Source organism: Capnocytophaga canis (assembly GCF_043187445.1).
Lineage (GTDB): Bacteria > Bacteroidota > Bacteroidia > Flavobacteriales > Flavobacteriaceae > Capnocytophaga > Capnocytophaga canis.
In genome coordinates this window covers 760,699-777,787 of the sequence record NZ_CP171121.1, presented here as the reverse complement: position 1 = coordinate 777,787, position 17,089 = coordinate 760,699, and the positions used below count along the sequence as shown (strand labels likewise).

Below are 17,089 nucleotides of genomic sequence, written 5' to 3'. Positions count from 1 at the left end.
GAAGATATATCCGTACAGGATTGTTTTGAAAAACGGAAAAATAGAATCTATAGAATACAGCAAAGATGGGAACGAGATTTTTAATTAATTTGTGTTATTTTTTTCTTGTGATATTCGTGTCTTGTGAAAGTCATACGGAGAAACAAGCAGAATATGAGGCAATACTTGATTTGAAGGAATCAATGGGGGTTGAAAAATTGTCTATAAAGCCTTTGGAGGCTACTCAAATGATTCCACTGGAGTTTACGAAAAGATCAGTTTTGCGAAGTGCATATATTGAGGGTGTTACCGATGAATATATTGTTGTTAGAAATGGAAATAGTTTGATTTTTTTTGATACGCAGGGGAAATTTTTATCAAAGATTTCACGTATGGGAAATGGCCCAGAGGAGTATATTGAGAATACGTATAGTTGGATCGATTTTGATAAAAAAGAAGCTCATGTGTATGATTTGCACAGAAAATCTGTTAAAAGATATGATTTTTCAGGGAATTTTATAGAAGAGAAGAAAAACGTTCATTTATGGTCATTTACTGAATTAAGTTCGGATAGATTTATTGCTTACAACGATATGCTTTCGAACTTTGAATTTACCATTTATGATAAAAATTGGAATGTTAAGGATTCTATAATTGAAAGGAAAGATAAATTTAATATAAAAGATTTTAACGTAATTAAAAGTTTCCAAATAAGCAAAAACAACATCTTTTTTTACAACGCCCCGATTATTTATCAAAGTAAAAATGGGGGGATGTTTCCTAAAATATTTTTAGAAAAAGGAAATTTACAGATTCCTGATGAAATTCACTATGATCTCAGTAGAAAAAATGAAAAACAACGATACATTTGGAATGATTTTGTTACGTTGGCAGGGGATTATTTATTTCTCTCCTATTATTACGATAATAAAAAATATGACGATATATGGAATGTGAAAAATCAAAAGCTTTTATATCGTAACACTATATCATCTCCTGATGAATTGCCTGGAGTTCCAATCTCTGTGAACGGAGAGGAAGTAAGAGGCTGGATTCGATATTTTGAAAATGATATGTTCTACTTTGTAGTTTCGGAAGGTGAGCAAGAAAAATTGAATGTAGATAACGAAGAAAATCCGATAATTGTGGTTACTGATCTAAAAACATTTGAGAAAAGTTTTTCAGAGTAAAGGCTCATATTCGTAAATGTTATATACAAATTAAACGGTAATTTATCCAAGTAAACTACATAAAAAGCACTTTATCAAAGTATTAAGAACTTCGATGAAGTGCTTTTTGTATATTCAGTTGTCGGAAAATTTAGTGATAAAACCACAGTGTAAATATCTAAGTTTGTACTGTGGTTTTGTTACTAATTTGTTGAATCCCGTATCACTTTTAATTATTTCTACAAGTATTCTACCTTCAAATTCTGAATTTTTCCATTGAATTTGTTAAGTTTTTTGAGAGGAAAGACTAAGGTTTGTATCCATTTTCGTGCTTTTTCTTTTAGATGAGCATCGTCCTTATGCGGGATGATTCCAAGAGTTTGCACTAATTTTCCGTTCACAAAAAGTGAAGTGCTTTTGTTGGTTCCTTCGATGCTTATTTTTTGTAAACTGTTCGTTGGCAGGATGTAGTTAAACTGATAGTCGTATCCATCACGGCTAAATCCTATTTTTCCGTCTTTGTCTCTCAAATAGAAAGTAGCATGATCAGACGTGAACAGAGGAGTGTTTTTTGGATTTTCTTTTACTAAGATATCGAAACTCACACGATAGTCATAGCCTATATCCGTTAGGGATTGGTTTAGATTTTTGTTCTGCTTTGGTTTTTTCACCTCGAAAACTACTCCTTTTTTGGATTTTGCAGGTCGTGCAAGTAAATTTGTAGCAGGAGCTTCGCTCAGTAAGTGACGTTTTTGGTCGAATTCCTCAAAGGAAACCGTCGTGTTTTTGCCATCCCACATTTTTACTGAAAGTGTTTGCATAGCAGGGAACAGACGGTGGTAAACATCTTGTTGGCTGATACCATTACCCACATGGTCATTCCATACGGCAAACATACCTCCTTTTATGCGTGGATGTTTTTCTTCAAATACTTCTTTTCCAATCATGGCAGGAGTCCATTTTTCATATAAGTTTTTGATATTCAAATAATCATAGTAATATCCTGCTGCAGGAACAATGTACAGCCATCCATCAGGAACGCTAAGCACGTCGTATCCCAAAGCTATCATATCACGTGGTTCGGCGTATCCGTTGTACCAGCAAAGCATCAAAACATCATCTACTTTCACAGGGGTTTCTCCTTTTGCGTGAGTCAAAGCTCCCCAAAGAGCTACTTTTTTGCCGAAACTTTCTACGTATTTGATATAATAATCTGTGAAATAACGGAATTTTTCAACTACTTTTTGGTCTTTATTACTGTATTCATCCGTACCAATATGCACCAAAGGATTTACAAATACAGGTTTTTCTCCTTCTAAATATTCTTTGAACAATTTGTCGAAGAATTCATAGGTTTTGGGGTGAAACAGATCTACGTGGTCTTTACCGTATTCATCGCTTCCTATTTCAGGTAAATAGTGCGTAAATGCCAAGGTATGAGCAGGAGCATCAATCTCAGGGATTACAGTAACCCCTTGTTTTAGAGCGTCTATTTGGAATTGACGAAACTCCTCCTTGGTGTAATATCCATCTTTAGCGGCAAGTCCAGGGAAAGTGGTGCTTTCCAATCGGAAAGCTGAATAGGTTTTGTTCCAATCATCATTGAAAAATTGCTTAAATCCGTTATCGTTCAAATGCACTTGAAATACGTTCATCTTGTAGTAAGCCATTGTTTTTACTACCGATTTTAGGTAATCCAAGGTGAAGAACTTACGTCCTACATCGAGCATAAATCCACGCATCGGGTAGTCTGGATAATCAACAATTGTTCCGCAAGGTAATTGAGCAGATTGCTCGGTAAGTTGCAATAGCGTTCGTGTTGCCCAAAAAAGTCCTTGTGGAGAGTTAGCACTTACTCTTACTATTTGTCCGATTTCTATTTTGTAGGCTTCCTCGCCTTTATCAGTCAATATGGATGGATTTATTTCGAAATGAATATTAGCGTCGTTACTTTTTATTTTCAGTTGTTTGCCAAACATTGTTTCGAAATCATCAGCAAAAATTTTGACGATTTCACTTGATTTTTCATCCCCCGAAAGGGTTGTTTTTTCTGATAAAGTAAACGCACCATCGGATTGCGTCCATTCTCGAAGTTCGGGGATTACAAAGGGTTTTTGGTTTTGTGCTACCGCCACTAAAGACAATAACATCATCATCAGGAAAGAAGATATTTTATTCATAAGAGATTAATTTTGGTTTCATCGCAAAAGTACGGAAGAAAAAAACAAAAAGCTAATGTTAAACCCAAAAATGAAGAAAATGTACGGAGTTGGATTGCACTCATAAAGTTATTCAAAATATATTTTTTTGATTATAAGAGTTTTGAATATTTTATTAAATGGTTGATAAACAGATGATGTGTAAGTTCGTTGTGAGTGTATAACGATAGATGTTCATATTCTTCATAAAGATAATTATGCTTTGCGTAGGATTTTTTCTGTTTTTTACTATCTTTGTGCTTTGACAATCAAGAGGATGTAATTCTATCATTATTTGGTATGTTATACGACTACAACTTTGTTCTCTGAAGATTGTTTTTATCTTATTGTATTCTTTACAATATATTTTTTTATGCGTTTTTACTGTCCACTAAAGGTCGAAATTTTGAAAGTTAGTTTTTTAAAGATTGATTTTAGCGTAAAATGACTAATTTCTAATTTTTTTAAACATATTGGGCATTAAAAAATCCTTATAAAAGCAGAAAACTATGGCAACATTTAAACTTACTGATGAAATCATTGAACAAATTGAAATGTTCATTGAAGAAAAACGCAATCGAGAGTTAATTTCTTTGTTCGAAGAGATGCACTATGCGGACATTGCTGAAATTATTAATGAACTCGATGTTGATCAAGCGATTTATATCATTCGTTTGATAGGTAAGGATAAAACTGCTGACATCATCACCGAATTAGATGAGGAGTTCCGTGACAAAATTTTCGAAAAATTATCCGCCAAGGAAATTGCCGATGAGTTGATTGAGTTGGATACCGACGATGCTGCCGATATCATTTCAGACCTTCCCGAAGAGCGAAAAACTGAGATTATTTCTTACATCGAAGATGTGGAACACGCCAAAGATATCGTTGATTTATTACGATACGACGAAGATACCGCAGGGGGGTTGATGGCAAAGGAGTTAGTGAAAGTAAACGAAAATTGGAATGTACTCAAATGTGTAAAAGAGATGCGTGAACAGGCTGAGTTTGTCAAACGAGTACATTCAATTTATGTGGTAGATGATAATGATGTTTTGAAAGGACGTTTATCACTCAAAGATTTGCTCACAACTTCCACACGTTCCAATGTGAAGGATATCTATATACCAAAGGTGGATTACGTCTATGTTACAGACAGTGCTGAGGACGTGGCTCACATTATGTCGAAGTATGACTTAGAGGCGATTCCTGTAGTGGATGAGATGAAACGTTTGGTCGGGCGTATCACCATTGATGATGTGGTCGATGTTATCAAAGAGGAAGCCGAAAAAGATTACCAATTAGCTGCAGGGATTACCCACGATGTTGAAGCCGATGACAGTATTTGGAAACTTACCAAAGCCCGTCTACCATGGCTATTGATTGGAATGTTTGGCGGATTGGGGGCTGCTAGTATCATTAACGGATTTCAGGATGCGATGAATAATTTTCCTATATTATTGATTTTCATCCCTTTAATACAAGCTACAGCTGGAAATGTGGGGGTGCAATCCTCTGCTATTATCGTGCAAGGGTTGGCCAATAACTCCATTGATAGTCAACTCTGGGGACGATTGTTAAAAGAATTCATGTTGGGACTCATCAACGGACTGGCTATTGCGGCTATTGTGATTTTGGTGAGCCATTTTCTTTTCGAAGCTGATTATATGGTAAGCACTACTGTTGCCGTTGCGTTAGTTACCGTGATTGTGAATGCAGCTATTATCGGTACTTTTATCCCGATTTTTCTACATAAACGAGGTATCGACCCTGCAGTGGCTACAGGACCTTTTATCACCACTAGTAACGATGTTTTAGGAATTCTAATCTATTTTTCAATTGCAAAGATAGTGTTAGGATTTTAGTTAGAAAGTGAAAGTTACGAATTTTCTTGTATTTTATGTTTTCATATTTAGTAAGTTACGTGTTTTTTGTTCATGTGAATGATTTTTCCGTATCGTAAAATGTTTTTCTATATGTACGTTTATAATTTAACCGTAGTAGTTAGTAATGAAATTTTTGAGTTGTGGTTCAATTGGCTCAAAACCGATTATATCCCAAAAGTAGAAGCTTCAAAAAAAATCAATAATACTCGAATTTTTAAAGTATTAAACACTCCATCGGATGTAACTTTTGCGTTACATCACGAAACTCAACATCCCCAGGATTTGTTGGATTTCATTACAAAAGATATCCCTCATTTTCAAGTGCTTAGTCATAATCTTTTTGGAGAAAAAGCACTGATGTTTGGTACGGAATTAAAGGAAATTTTTTTATGACAAGGTTCATTTAGTTGATAAAAAGCAAATAACATTCAGTAAATACAATAGTATAAAGAGTGCTTTTTATGTTGTAAAATAAAGATATTTTCTATTTTTGCGACAAGAGTTAGCATATTAGATCTCTGTCTGTAAAGCAATGCCTCCACAATTACGTTTACATTTTATTGTTTTCCTTTGGGGATTTACCGCAGTTTTAGGAAAACTTATTGGTTTGGATGCCTACCATTTGGTTTGGTACAGGATGTTTTTTACTTCGATAATTTTGATAGGATTTGTTGCTATGTTCCAAAAGCAAAGTATTTTTATTGAACGAAGTTTGGCTGTACGACTTATTGGTATCGGAAGCCTGATGGCTATCCACTGGTTGCTTTTTTTTCAATCTATCAAAGTGTCGAATGTGTCAATTACGCTGTCATGTATTTCTACAGCTACTTTGTTTGCAGCTTTCATTGAGCCATTAGTATTTCGTAGGCGTATTGATTGGACTGAAATTGTTTTGGGAATTGTAATTACTACTTGTATGTTGCTCATTTTCAAAACGGAAATGCGCTATAAGGAAGGGATTATCTATGGTATTTTATGTGCTATTTTTGGAGCTGTATTCAGTGTTTTTAATGGTCGTGTACATGGGAAAACCTCTTCAGCAAACATCATTACTTATGAAATTTTCGGAGGTTTTTTCATGCTTACCATCTACTACCTTTTCTCGGGAGATTTGGAAGGAGTTTCGCATATTTCTGTAAATGATTTCTGGTGGACCTTGTTGTTAGCCAGTGTTTTTACCGCTTATCCAATGTTTGAGTCCATTCGGTTGATGCGACATATTTCTCCATTCACGCTTATTTTAGCCGTCAATTTAGAGCCTGTGTATGGAATTATTCTTGCCTATTTCATTTTTGGCGAATCGGAAAACATGAATCCGATATTTTACGTTGCATCGGGAGTGATGATTCTTTCAATTATTTTGAACGGAATTATTAAAAATCGGAGATAATTCATCCTGTTAAAAAGATTTAAACTTTGTTATTATTTTCTTACTACAACCTTTTCTTAAACCCATTCAGACGTGAGATGTTTGTATTTCGGTTCTGTAATTTGTAAATTAGCCTCACAAATTTTAAAAATACATTGATAATGAAAAATAACACAGCATCTTTTATCAGAAAACGTTTCGGAGCGTTACTGTTTCTATTTAGCTTACCCATCTTTGCTCAGATTCAGAAAGTTGAACCTCCGTTTTGGTGGGCAGATATGCACCATAGTGAATTACAAATAATGCTTTACGGTAAGAACATCGGACAATTTTCAGTCGAAAGTGAATTGCCGATAGTGAATGTTACCAAAACAGAGAACCCAAACTATATTTTTGTTACTGTCGATACTAAGAATAAACCCGAGGGTAATTACAAAATCACATTGCTTAATTCAAAAAGAAAAATAACTACATTCAATTACGAACTTAAAAAACGTCGCGAAGATTCCGCATTGCGAAAAGGGTTCGATAGTTCGGATGTCATTTATTTACTGATGCCCGACCGATTTGCTAATGGTAATCCGCAAAATGATTCTAATCCGAAACTCAATGAAAAGGCTGATAGAAAACTCCCAGGGGGAAGACACGGAGGTGATATTCAGGGAATTATAAATCATTTGGATTATATTAAATCCTTGGGAGCTACTGCCATATGGAGTACACCAATGTGCGAGGACAACGATGAAACTTATTCTTATCACACCTACGGACAAAGTGATGTGTACCAAATAGATGCACGTTACGGGACTAATGAAGACTACAAGCGACTTGCTTCGGAAATGCACAAACGCGGAATGAAACTTATCAAAGATTACGTAACCAATCATTGGGGTTGGAAACATTGGATGATTGATGATTTACCTACGTATGATTGGATTCATCAGTTCCCCGGTTATGCTCAAAGTAACTACCGCATGAGTACACAAATGGACGTAAATACTTCTGAATTTGATAAAAAATATTGTGTCAGTGGTTGGTTTGTAAAATCAATGCCTGATTTAAATCAGAGTAACCCATTGGTGTTGAATTATTTAATACAAAATGCAATATGGTGGATAGAATATGCCGATTTGGATGGACTTCGAGTGGATACTTATTCCTACAACGATAAAGAACCAATTGCTCGGTGGACGAAAGCTATTATGGATGAATATCCTAATTTTAATATTGTAGGAGAAGTATGGCTACACGATCAAGCACAAATATCGTACTGGCAAAAAGATAGCCCTATCAGTGCCATTCAAAGTTATAATACGTATTTGCCATCTGTTATGGATTTTACGTTGCACGACGCTATTGGAGAGGCTTTTCGCGCGACTCCTTCGTGGGATAAAGGAATGATACAGATTTATGATAACTTTGTAAACGATTTTTTGTATAAGGATATTAATAATTTATTGATTTTTGCTGAAAATCACGATACATCACGTATTAATGAAATCTATCAAGATGTAAAAGATTACCAATTGATAATGACTCTTTTAGCTACAGCTCGAGGCATCCCTCAACTCTATTATGGAAGCGAAATTGGAATGCGAGGTGATAAAAGTAAAGGAGATGCTTACATACGTCAGGATTTCCCAGGAGGTTGGGCTGATGATAAACAAAATGCGTTTACCCCAGCTCAACGAACTGAAGAACAGAAACAATATTTTGATTTTACGTCCAAATTATTCAATTGGCGAAAAACAAAACCTGTGATCCACTACGGAAAAACTAAACAATATCTGCCTCAGGATGAAGTGTACGTTTATTTCCGATACACAGAAACTGAATCGGTTATGGTAATTATTAACCAAAATAAAGAAACGCAAATGCTTGATTTAAATCGTTTTGATGAAAGTCTAAAAGGGTTCTATGGAGGAAAAGATATTATCTCAGGCAAAAATATTACATTGCAAAAGGACTTACAAATAGCAGGAAAAACAGCAATGGTGATTGAACTGCAGTAAATTTATATAACATTTAATAATCAATCGATTACGAGTAAAGTAGTCGATTGATTTTTGTTTATTAAAAACTTCAAGGGTACGATGCAGTTTCTTATGCAGAGGTTATTTACTTCTGAAACAATAACTGACTTTACTATTTCGATTATGCAGACATCCAAATGATTAAGTAAATCAAAAAGCCACACTTAGTAAAAATTATTTAATTTTCCTTCTCTTTTTTGTGAAAAAACTTTCCGAAATTGTGTTTTTTGTATTACTTTTACACCTCGAATCATTTTTTTAATTTACGTATGGATTTTGTTAGACTTTACATCAAGAGAATTTCATATAGTCATTCCCAAAACGAGGCTTTTGTTTTGATCCTACATGAGTTAGAGTCCGATTTGAAATTGCCTATCGTCATCGGTGCTTTTGAGGCTCAGGCAATTGCATTGGAATTAGAACGAAATGTGGTTCCTCCACGCCCGTTGACGCATGACTTATTTAAGATTTTCGCCAAAAAATTCAATGTAAATATTACTAAAGTAGTTATTAATCGATTAGAAAACGGTATTTTTTACTCCAATATGGTTTGTGAACGAGATGGAGAGGAGCATATTATTGATGCTCGTACCAGTGACGCCATTGCATTAGCTTTACGATTCAATGCACCTATTTTTACACACCGTTTTATATTACAGAAGGCAGGAATTTACATTCCTGAACCCAATGAACCACAACCTCAATCTCCGACTCTTCACATTGAGGATGATGAAAAAATACAAGAGAAAAGAGCTCGTTTCAAACGACATTCAATGAGTGAGTTAAAGAGAATGCTTGAGGAATGTATTGAGAGTGAGGATTATGAATTAGCGGCAGAGTTGCGTGATGAGATAACTCGAAGAGAAACAGATGATTAACACAAAAATAGAAGCACTTATTAAATAAGAATGGCGTAAAATGAGTTTTTATCACTATTTTAATGATTATAATCATATGTTGGGGCAATACGATTGTTACAAAGTCTACGAAAACTCATTAAAGCGAATTTTGAAAAACTTGACTAATGTAGAATAATAAAAATATACGTATGAGAACGATACTAATTCTTTTTCTTTTTCTTTTCCCATGGATAGGAAAGGCTCAAAGTTCAGAAGTTATGTCACAAACAATTCCAAGCCAAGGATTTACCTTTGAGAGTTTATGGCGAGGAGTTCTTGGAATGGTGGTTTTATTGGCTATAGCCTATTTGTTTAGTAGTAACCGAAAGAAAATCAATTGGAAAACTGTTGGAATTGGACTCGCCTTGCAATTATCTCTGGCCGTTGGGGTGTTGAAAGTTGATTTTGTCCAAGCGATTTTCGAGAAAATCGGAGGGGTGTTTGTTCTTATTTTAGACTTTACTAAAGTGGGAAGTGAATTTCTTCTTGGTGGATTATTAGACGCGTCCACTTACGGGTTTATCTTCATATTTCAAATACTACCTACCATAATTTTCTTCTCTGCACTAACTTCGCTTCTCTTCTATTTGGGTGTTATTCAGATTGTTGTGCGAGGAATGGCATGGGTGCTATCCAAATTCTTAGGAATTTCAGGAGCTGAGAGTTTATCGGTAGCAGGAAATATCTTTTTAGGACAAACAGAAGCTCCCCTAATGATTAAAGCATATTTACAAAAAATGACAAAATCAGAGGTGCTATTGGTCATGATTGGTGGTATGGCAACTGTTGCAGGAGGTGTTTTAGCTGCTTATATCGGATTTTTAGGAGGAGACGATCCTCAGTTGCGATTGATATTTGCGAAGCATCTGCTAGCGGCATCTGTAATGGCAGCTCCTGGAGCCATTGTTATTTCAAAAATATTGTATCCGCAAACTGAGAATTTTTCAAATGAATCGAAAGTATCGGTAGAAAATGTAGGTTCAAACGTATTGGATGCTATCGCTAACGGAACTACCGAGGGATTAAAATTAGCTGCCAACGTAGGAGCTATGCTACTTGTTTTTGTAGCTTTCATTGCGATGATAAACTACATTTTCGGTTGGATTGGCGATATTACTTCGCTTAATACAATCATTAGTGAGAATACTTCCTACAAGTCTCTGTCATTGGAAATGATTCTTGGAGTGCTATTTTCACCTCTGATGTGGCTCATTGGAGTAGCTAAAGAGGACATGATGCTAATGGGACAATTGTTAGGTGTTAAATTGGCATCGTCTGAGTTTGTGGCATATACGCAGTTAGCAGATTTAAAGAACGTGGCTTCTGCTTCACATTTAATGTACGACAAATCCATTATCATCGCAACCTATATGCTTTGTGGATTCGCTAATTTTGCATCAATCGGCATACAAATAGGAGGTATAGGCTCGTTGGCTCCTACACAGCGGAAAACATTGTCAGAATTTGGATTGAAAGCCGTTTTAGGTGGTTCGTTAGCGTCTCTTTTGTCGGCAACCATTGCAGGGATGATTGTAGGTTAAACATCTTCGGTTTCCGATAGATGTACCAATTCTACACCTGCCTTTTTGAGGAAATCAATTCCCTCATCATCTTTGTAAAGTTCTTTGTAGACAACTCGTTTAATCCCCGATTGGTGGATGAGTTTACTGCATTCTTTGCAAGGCGACATGGTAATGTAAAGTGTTGCCCCTTCTGACGATTGGGTTGAAGCCGCAACTTTCATAATTGCATTAGCTTCAGCATGAAGTACATACCATTTCGTATCTCCATTGTTGTCTTCACAACAATTATCAAATCCTGTTGGAGTGCCGTTATAACCATCGGAGATAATCATTCGATCTTTAACGATGATTGCCCCCACTTGCTTACGCTTACAGTGTGATAATTTAGCCCATTCCATAGCCATTCGCATATAGGCTTTGTCGTAACGTATTTGTTTGGTATTCAATATGTTCATAATCTTATCTTAAGAATTCTATGTTTCCGTTCGAATCAAAAAACACCAATCGAGAAGGTGACTTTACTTTTGTATCCATTTGGCGATATCGCACCACGTAATCGCAGTTATGAATAATCTCGGCTTCTATTTCTTTGAAAATCTTTGGAGTAGGTTTGCCACTAATGTTTGCTGAAGTGGAGACTATCGGTTTTCCGAACTGTCGGATGATTTTTTGGCAAAAATCATCTTGAACTAAACGTATTCCAATCGAATTATCTACTGCGATAACATTTTTTGCTAAATTTTTTGCTTTTGGATAGATTACTGTTGTAGGTTCAGGGTTCTTTTTAATAAAATCAAACACTACATCAGCAACATCTTCTGTGTAATCACGTAACATTTGTTCAGAATCTACCAAAACGATCAAACTTTTGCTTTCGTTTCGTTGTTTTATACTAAAAATTTTAGTTACTGCTGCTTCATTAGTGGCATCGCAACCAATCCCCCAAACTGTATCCGTTGGATAAAGTATTGTTCCTCCATTAGTCAGCGTTTCCACCGTTTTTTTGATATCTTTTTCCATTGTTATTTTCGTCTGATTCTGAATACTTTTACCATAAATAGAATAACTCCAAAAACGTAACTTTTCTCCACAGCTTTACTCAAATTTCCTTTTGGAGTAACTAACCTTAGTGAAGTTTTCTCAGTTGTGAGATCTTTCGACGAGAAACTTTCGTATTTTTGTGGCGAATATACTCAAAAAAAATGTATTTAGGAATCATTTCTTTTTTTAAAAGTTTTTCTTTCTTCAAAGGCATACTCAAAACTATAGCAGTTATGGTACCTATTGGAATAGGTTGGTACTTTAATGCTTTGGAAGTAGGTCTCCCAATAGGGCTAACCATTATTGCTATTTCACCGAGTGATATTCCTGGAAATCGTAAGCATCACATCGGAGGGTTACTCGTGGCAACACTTTTGGCAATGATGAGTTGCCTTTTCGTGAATTTAGCCTTTCCATACTTTTATATCTTGTTGATAACCATATTTTTACTAACGTTTTTCAATGCCTATATTTCCCTTTATGGGCATCGAGCTTCCATGGTAGCTTTCTCAGGATTATTCAGCATTGCATCAACTTTATCGCACATTGAGCAAGGCGAAGGCATTTTTTTACATCTATTGTATATATTCATCGGTGGGGTGTGGTATATCTTGCTAGTTATGTTCTATTTATGGATAAAACCGCGTCAATACAGTGAGCAATTGTTGGGTAAATGTTTTTCGCTTACAGCGGATTTTTTTTCGGTACGAGCCCGTTTGTTGCTGTCCGAGGACAGAGATGAGGGATTTAAAAAAATGATTGATTTACAGACTCTTCTGAATGAAAATTACGAAAAATTGCGTGATGTTATTCTCAATTCACGTAGTAAATCAGGTAAAACCGATTATTTGCAGAGACAATTTTTAATGTTCATTGAATTGGTGGATATTTTTGAATTAGCTCTGGCAAATCCTGTGCAATATGAAAAAATTGACAAGGAATTTGCTGAAAATAAGGATATATTACGATTTTATTCCGATTTTTTAGAAGAACTTTCTCGGCAATTACAACAAATGTCGGTTTATATTGGTTCTCGCAAGAGTGTTCAGTTGGATAATTCGCTACAAGAAAAGTTGTTGCTCATACAACAAAAAAATAATGAGTTTAAGACGCAAAACAATAGAGACTCGGACAAAGAAAAAGTATTAACTATTCGAAATTTTTACATCTATATTGAAAATCAGTATAATTCTATTGAAAACATACGAGTTATTTTTGAAAATTATTACCAAAGTAATATAGGCAAACGTGATGAAGAGAGCTATCGAAAGTTTGTAAGTTCCCAAAGCTATTCATGGAAACGACTGAAAGATCATATTTCGTTACAATCATCTTTCTTTAGACACTCCATTCGAATTTCAATAACAGCTCTAATTGCTTTTCTAATAGGCGATTATTTTTCGATTAGTAATGCGTATTGGATTGTGTTAACTTTGTTCATCATTATGCGTCCTGGGTTTGGGCTTACCAAAGAGCGATCCCTCAATCGAATTTACGGAACAATTTTAGGTGGAGTAGTCGCTTTTGCGGTAATATATCTCTTTCCGAATCCGACTTTACATCTTTATGTTGGGGTGCTTTGTATGCCTATTGCTTTTGGATTGATGCAGGAGAATTATATGTACGCTTCTATTTTCATCACCATTAGCGCTATTTTTATGTTTGCATTAGCTTCGCCCGATGTTTATGCTGTGATTCACGATCGAGTACTCGATACGGCTATCGGTGTAGGACTTGCGTTCGTGGCTAACTACCTGATTTTGCCTACGTGGGAGTACCGAACCTATGGCGAAGCTATTCAGAAATCCATTCGCGCAAACATTGGCTATTTGAAGCAAGTGAAGTCCGTTTTTAATACAGATCAAGTTATTACCAATGCGTATAAAATATCTCGAAAAGAAGCATTTTTAGCACTTTCCAATCTCAATGCTACTTTCCAGCGGATGATGCAAGAGCCTAAATCCAAGCGAAATAAAACAGCCCTAACCTACGGGATTATCGTAATCCAGCAGTCGTTCCTTTCGTCTGTGGCTTCCTTGGGTGTTCGTCTGAAAGCTCATAAAACAACTTTCCCAAAAGACGTTTTTAACCAAGCGATAGATGATCTCATTACATCGCTCGAAATGAATTTAGCATTGCTTACAAACGAATTCACTGTAAATGTTCAGAATTATGAAATTTTCGTAGAAAATTTCCATAAATCTGTTCAAAATATTATTGAAAAACAGGAACTTTCAAAACAAAGTCCAATTTCAAAGCGTGAAACCCAACTCTATCTGGAACAGTTCAAATATCTCTTTGGACTTGCTAAGAATTTGGAACAGGAGTTGAAAAAGTTATGAAATAAAATTAAAAAAGTTTGTCTTCAAAAAGAAAACAAACTTTTGTTAAAATATTATTGTAAATCTTCAAAGTTGAGATTAATGGTAGAGTTGTAACCATCTATACTATAGCCTTGAAATGCTCTTGTTTTGAAATTTTTTTGGTGTCTTTCTGAAATAACCTCTTCACCTTTTTCCTCGAAAACGTAGCCTGTCATTTCATTGAGAATATCTTTAAATGGCTCAAAATCTTCTTTGTACAAGTAGATTTTATGTTTTTTGTAATGGAAAGAACCGTCTTCATGTGTGAATTTTTTACTTTCTGTGATTGTCAGATAATAATCCTTTGCACGTGTAGCTCTCACATCAAAGAAATAAGTTCTTCTTCCAGCTCTTAATGCTTTTGAAAAAATTTCTTCATTTTCTAAAAATTCTTTCTCTTCCATAGTTGTTTATTTAAAAATAATTGAAAATCATCTCTGGGCAAAAGTCTAAAAAAAACCTTAATTAGACAATTTTTTTTGCAAAAACAATCTCATATAAATTATTTTTTATGATAATTTTATGAATAAGAATAAAAAATATCTGTAAATCTTAAATTTATCTTAACGAGAAATACGTTAAATTTATATACGTTGAAGAAAACGTTTTCAGAAAGCTATGTTGTTGAGTTAATTTTTTTGAATGTTTCGTGTTGCTCAATCGCCAATTCTATTTTTTCAACTATTTGCTCTACACTTTCATTTTCGTAATCAATCTGTAAAGGGTCTTTAATTACCATCGATTGTTGAATGCCTTTTTTCTTGAAGTTTATTCCTTTTTTGTCAAACGATCTGCGAAATCCATCAATGACAATAGGCACAACGATGGGTTTATACTGCCTGATGATATGTGCCGTTCCTTTGCGTATTGGTTTCCAAGGAGATGTTGTTCCCTGAGGGAAGGTAATGACCCATCCATCATCAAGTGCCATCCCTATGTTTTCAACATCGCTTTGTTTCACTTCTCTTTGGATATCTTTACCTTTTTCTCGCCAAGTTCGGTCAACGGTGATGGCTCCTGCATATGCTAAAATTTTAGGTAATATGCCTGATTTCATCGTTTCAGAGGCCGCTACGTAATATATGTTCAGTTTTGGATTCCACAGATAACCAAAGCCTTTGAGTGAGTCTTTTCGTCCCTTTAAACTTGCGTTGAAAACATGCAACATAGCAGCCACATCGGCAAAATAAGTCTGATGATTAGAGATGAACAAGACATTGTTTTCTGGCAATTGACGGATGATATCCGAGCCTTGTATGTTTAGTTGATTGATTCCGTTGTAGCGTCGGTGTGTGATGAATCCAAAAACCCGAATTACCCAACGTTTTATCCATAAAATATGTCCAAAAGGATTTCTTTTAAGTAATTTCATAAGCGTATCTTTTTGGTTTTTAATTAATTACTCCGCTTCCAATAAGCTCGTCATCTTCATACCACGCTGCGAATTGTCCTTCAGTAATAGCACTTTGTGGCTCTTTGAAATCAATGTACAGCCCGTTAGCTACCTTGTGGAGAGTGGCTTTTTGAAGCGGTTGTCGATAACGAATGCGTACCATGAAGTCCTTACTATCTCCTGTTTTTAGAGCCAAATCAGGTCGTACCCAATGCACATCTTCTTCTCTTATGAACAGTGCTGAACGGAATAGACCTTGGTGAGTGTTGCCTTGACCTACGTAGATAATATTCTGATTTACATCAGTTTCTATAACGAAAAGTGGCTCAGGTGTACCTCCAACATTCAGTCCTTTCCGTTGCCCTTTTGTAAAGAAATGAGCTCCTTGGTGCTTTCCTTTTATTTTTCCATCAGTAGGCTGATACGTAAAACGCTTTGAACGAAATTCTAACTCACTTTCGTACGATTCAAAATTTAACTGTTGATGCCGTTTTGTATATCCTTCCCAATCATTTGGAATTTCAATAATTTTTCCTTCTTTCGGGAGTAATTGTTGTTGTAAAAACTCAGGAAGACGTATTTTTCCAACAAAACATAAGCCTTGCGAGTCTTTCTTTTCAGCAGTTATCAGCCCTTGTGCGGACGCGATGGCACGAACTTCAGATTTTTGTAACTCACCAATTGGGAAAAGAGCTTTACTTAATTGATTTTGAGATAATTGGCACAAGAAATAGGATTGGTCTTTGTTACTGTCCTTTCCTGCTAAAAGTCGGTATATTTTTTTTCCTTCAACATCCGCCTCCTCCTTACGACAATAATGCCCTGTTGCCACATAATCAGCACCTAAACTGAGGGCTAAATTCATGAAAACATCGAATTTTATCTCTCGATTGCACAGCACATCAGGGTTTGGAGTACGTCCATTTTCATACTCACTGAACATGTAATCGACGATACGTTGCTTGTAAGGTTCACTCATATCAACCGTTTGAAACGGAATTCCTAACTTTTCGGCCACTAATAGTGCATCATTACTATCCTCTAACCATGGACATTCATCTGAGATTGTTACTGAATCATCATGCCAATTTTTCATGAAAAGTCCAATAACCTCGTATCCTTGCTGTTGTAGCAAATAGGCAGCTACACTGCTGTCAACTCCACCACTTAAACCAACTACAACTTTTTTCATATTTTCTTATGCGAAAACTACTGTTTATTGTTAAAGAGTATGGA

The 17,089-nt window shown here is 35.5% G+C and carries 14 protein-coding genes; 8 read left to right on the top strand and 6 right to left on the bottom strand.

Going from position 1 to position 17,089, the window contains the following annotated elements; all coding sequences use genetic code 11:
- The first annotated feature begins 65 nt into the window (after positions 1 to 65).
- Positions 66 to 1,169, top strand: coding sequence for a 6-bladed beta-propeller (locus tag ACF3OB_RS03455; RefSeq protein WP_392448345.1), 1,104 nt, complete (start codon positions 66 to 68; stop codon positions 1,167 to 1,169).
- Positions 1,170 to 1,387: 218 nt separating this feature from the next.
- Here ACF3OB_RS03455 and ACF3OB_RS03450 read toward each other — a convergent pair whose 3' ends face one another.
- Entirely contained in the window at positions 1,388 to 3,328 is a 1,941-nt protein-coding gene (locus tag ACF3OB_RS03450) for a family 20 glycosylhydrolase (protein ID WP_255318352.1), read from the bottom strand.
- Positions 3,329 to 3,855: 527 nt separating this feature from the next.
- Between ACF3OB_RS03450 and mgtE the strand changes: the two genes are divergently transcribed.
- The 6 genes from mgtE (at position 3,856) to ACF3OB_RS03420 (ending at position 11,074) form a co-directional block, all read left to right on the top strand.
- Complete coding sequence (gene mgtE / locus ACF3OB_RS03445; RefSeq protein WP_042005838.1) at positions 3,856 to 5,211, top strand: magnesium transporter; 1,356 nt, start codon at positions 3,856 to 3,858, stop codon at positions 5,209 to 5,211.
- 111 nt (positions 5,212 to 5,322) lie between these two features.
- Entirely contained in the window at positions 5,323 to 5,625 is a 303-nt protein-coding gene (locus ACF3OB_RS03440) for a DUF4286 family protein (protein ID WP_042005845.1), read from the top strand.
- 139 nt (positions 5,626 to 5,764) lie between these two features.
- Complete coding sequence (locus tag ACF3OB_RS03435) at positions 5,765 to 6,622, top strand: DMT family transporter (RefSeq protein WP_119651988.1); 858 nt, start codon at positions 5,765 to 5,767, stop codon at positions 6,620 to 6,622.
- Between the two features lie 140 nt (positions 6,623 to 6,762).
- Positions 6,763 to 8,613, top strand: coding sequence for a glycoside hydrolase family 13 protein (locus ACF3OB_RS03430; RefSeq protein ID WP_119651987.1), 1,851 nt, complete (start codon positions 6,763 to 6,765; stop codon positions 8,611 to 8,613).
- Between the two features lie 290 nt (positions 8,614 to 8,903).
- A complete protein-coding gene (locus ACF3OB_RS03425; RefSeq protein WP_042345154.1) occupies positions 8,904 to 9,512 on the top strand; it encodes a bifunctional nuclease family protein in 609 nt (202 codons plus the stop codon).
- Between the two features lie 170 nt (positions 9,513 to 9,682).
- Positions 9,683 to 11,074: a NupC/NupG family nucleoside CNT transporter gene (locus ACF3OB_RS03420; RefSeq protein ID WP_095912416.1), complete on the top strand. Its 1,392-nt coding sequence runs from the start codon at positions 9,683 to 9,685 to the stop codon at positions 11,072 to 11,074.
- Here ACF3OB_RS03420 and ACF3OB_RS03415 read toward each other — a convergent pair.
- Both ACF3OB_RS03415 and ACF3OB_RS03410 read right to left on the bottom strand, forming a co-directional pair.
- Complete coding sequence (locus ACF3OB_RS03415) at positions 11,071 to 11,511, bottom strand: dCMP deaminase family protein (RefSeq protein WP_042007540.1); 441 nt, start codon at positions 11,509 to 11,511, stop codon at positions 11,071 to 11,073. The genes ACF3OB_RS03420 and ACF3OB_RS03415 overlap by 4 nt on opposite strands.
- Before the next feature lie 4 nt (positions 11,512 to 11,515).
- Positions 11,516 to 12,076, bottom strand: a complete 561-nt coding sequence (locus ACF3OB_RS03410; RefSeq protein ID WP_042007539.1) for an L-threonylcarbamoyladenylate synthase — start codon at positions 12,074 to 12,076, stop codon at positions 11,516 to 11,518.
- 182 nt (positions 12,077 to 12,258) lie between these two features.
- Here ACF3OB_RS03410 and ACF3OB_RS03405 point away from each other — a divergent pair, with 182 nt between their 5' ends.
- Positions 12,259 to 14,439: an FUSC family membrane protein gene (locus tag ACF3OB_RS03405; RefSeq protein ID WP_392448342.1), complete on the top strand. Its 2,181-nt coding sequence runs from the start codon at positions 12,259 to 12,261 to the stop codon at positions 14,437 to 14,439.
- Between the two features lie 53 nt (positions 14,440 to 14,492).
- On the opposite strand, the gene ACF3OB_RS03400 is transcribed toward ACF3OB_RS03405, so the two are convergent.
- From ACF3OB_RS03400 to mnmA, 3 genes are all read right to left on the bottom strand, one after another.
- Positions 14,493 to 14,864, bottom strand: a complete 372-nt coding sequence (locus tag ACF3OB_RS03400; RefSeq protein ID WP_042343512.1) for a PUR family DNA/RNA-binding protein — start codon at positions 14,862 to 14,864, stop codon at positions 14,493 to 14,495.
- A gap of 212 nt (positions 14,865 to 15,076) precedes the next feature.
- Positions 15,077 to 15,832 carry a lysophospholipid acyltransferase family protein gene (locus ACF3OB_RS03395; protein ID WP_392448340.1) on the bottom strand — a complete coding sequence of 252 codons (756 nt, stop codon included), beginning with the start codon at positions 15,830 to 15,832 and terminating at the stop codon, positions 15,077 to 15,079.
- A 19-nt stretch (positions 15,833 to 15,851) separates the two neighbouring features.
- Positions 15,852 to 17,045, bottom strand: coding sequence for a tRNA 2-thiouridine(34) synthase MnmA (mnmA, locus tag ACF3OB_RS03390; protein WP_172917125.1), 1,194 nt, complete (start codon positions 17,043 to 17,045; stop codon positions 15,852 to 15,854).
- Positions 17,046 to 17,089: the final 44 nt, after the last annotated feature.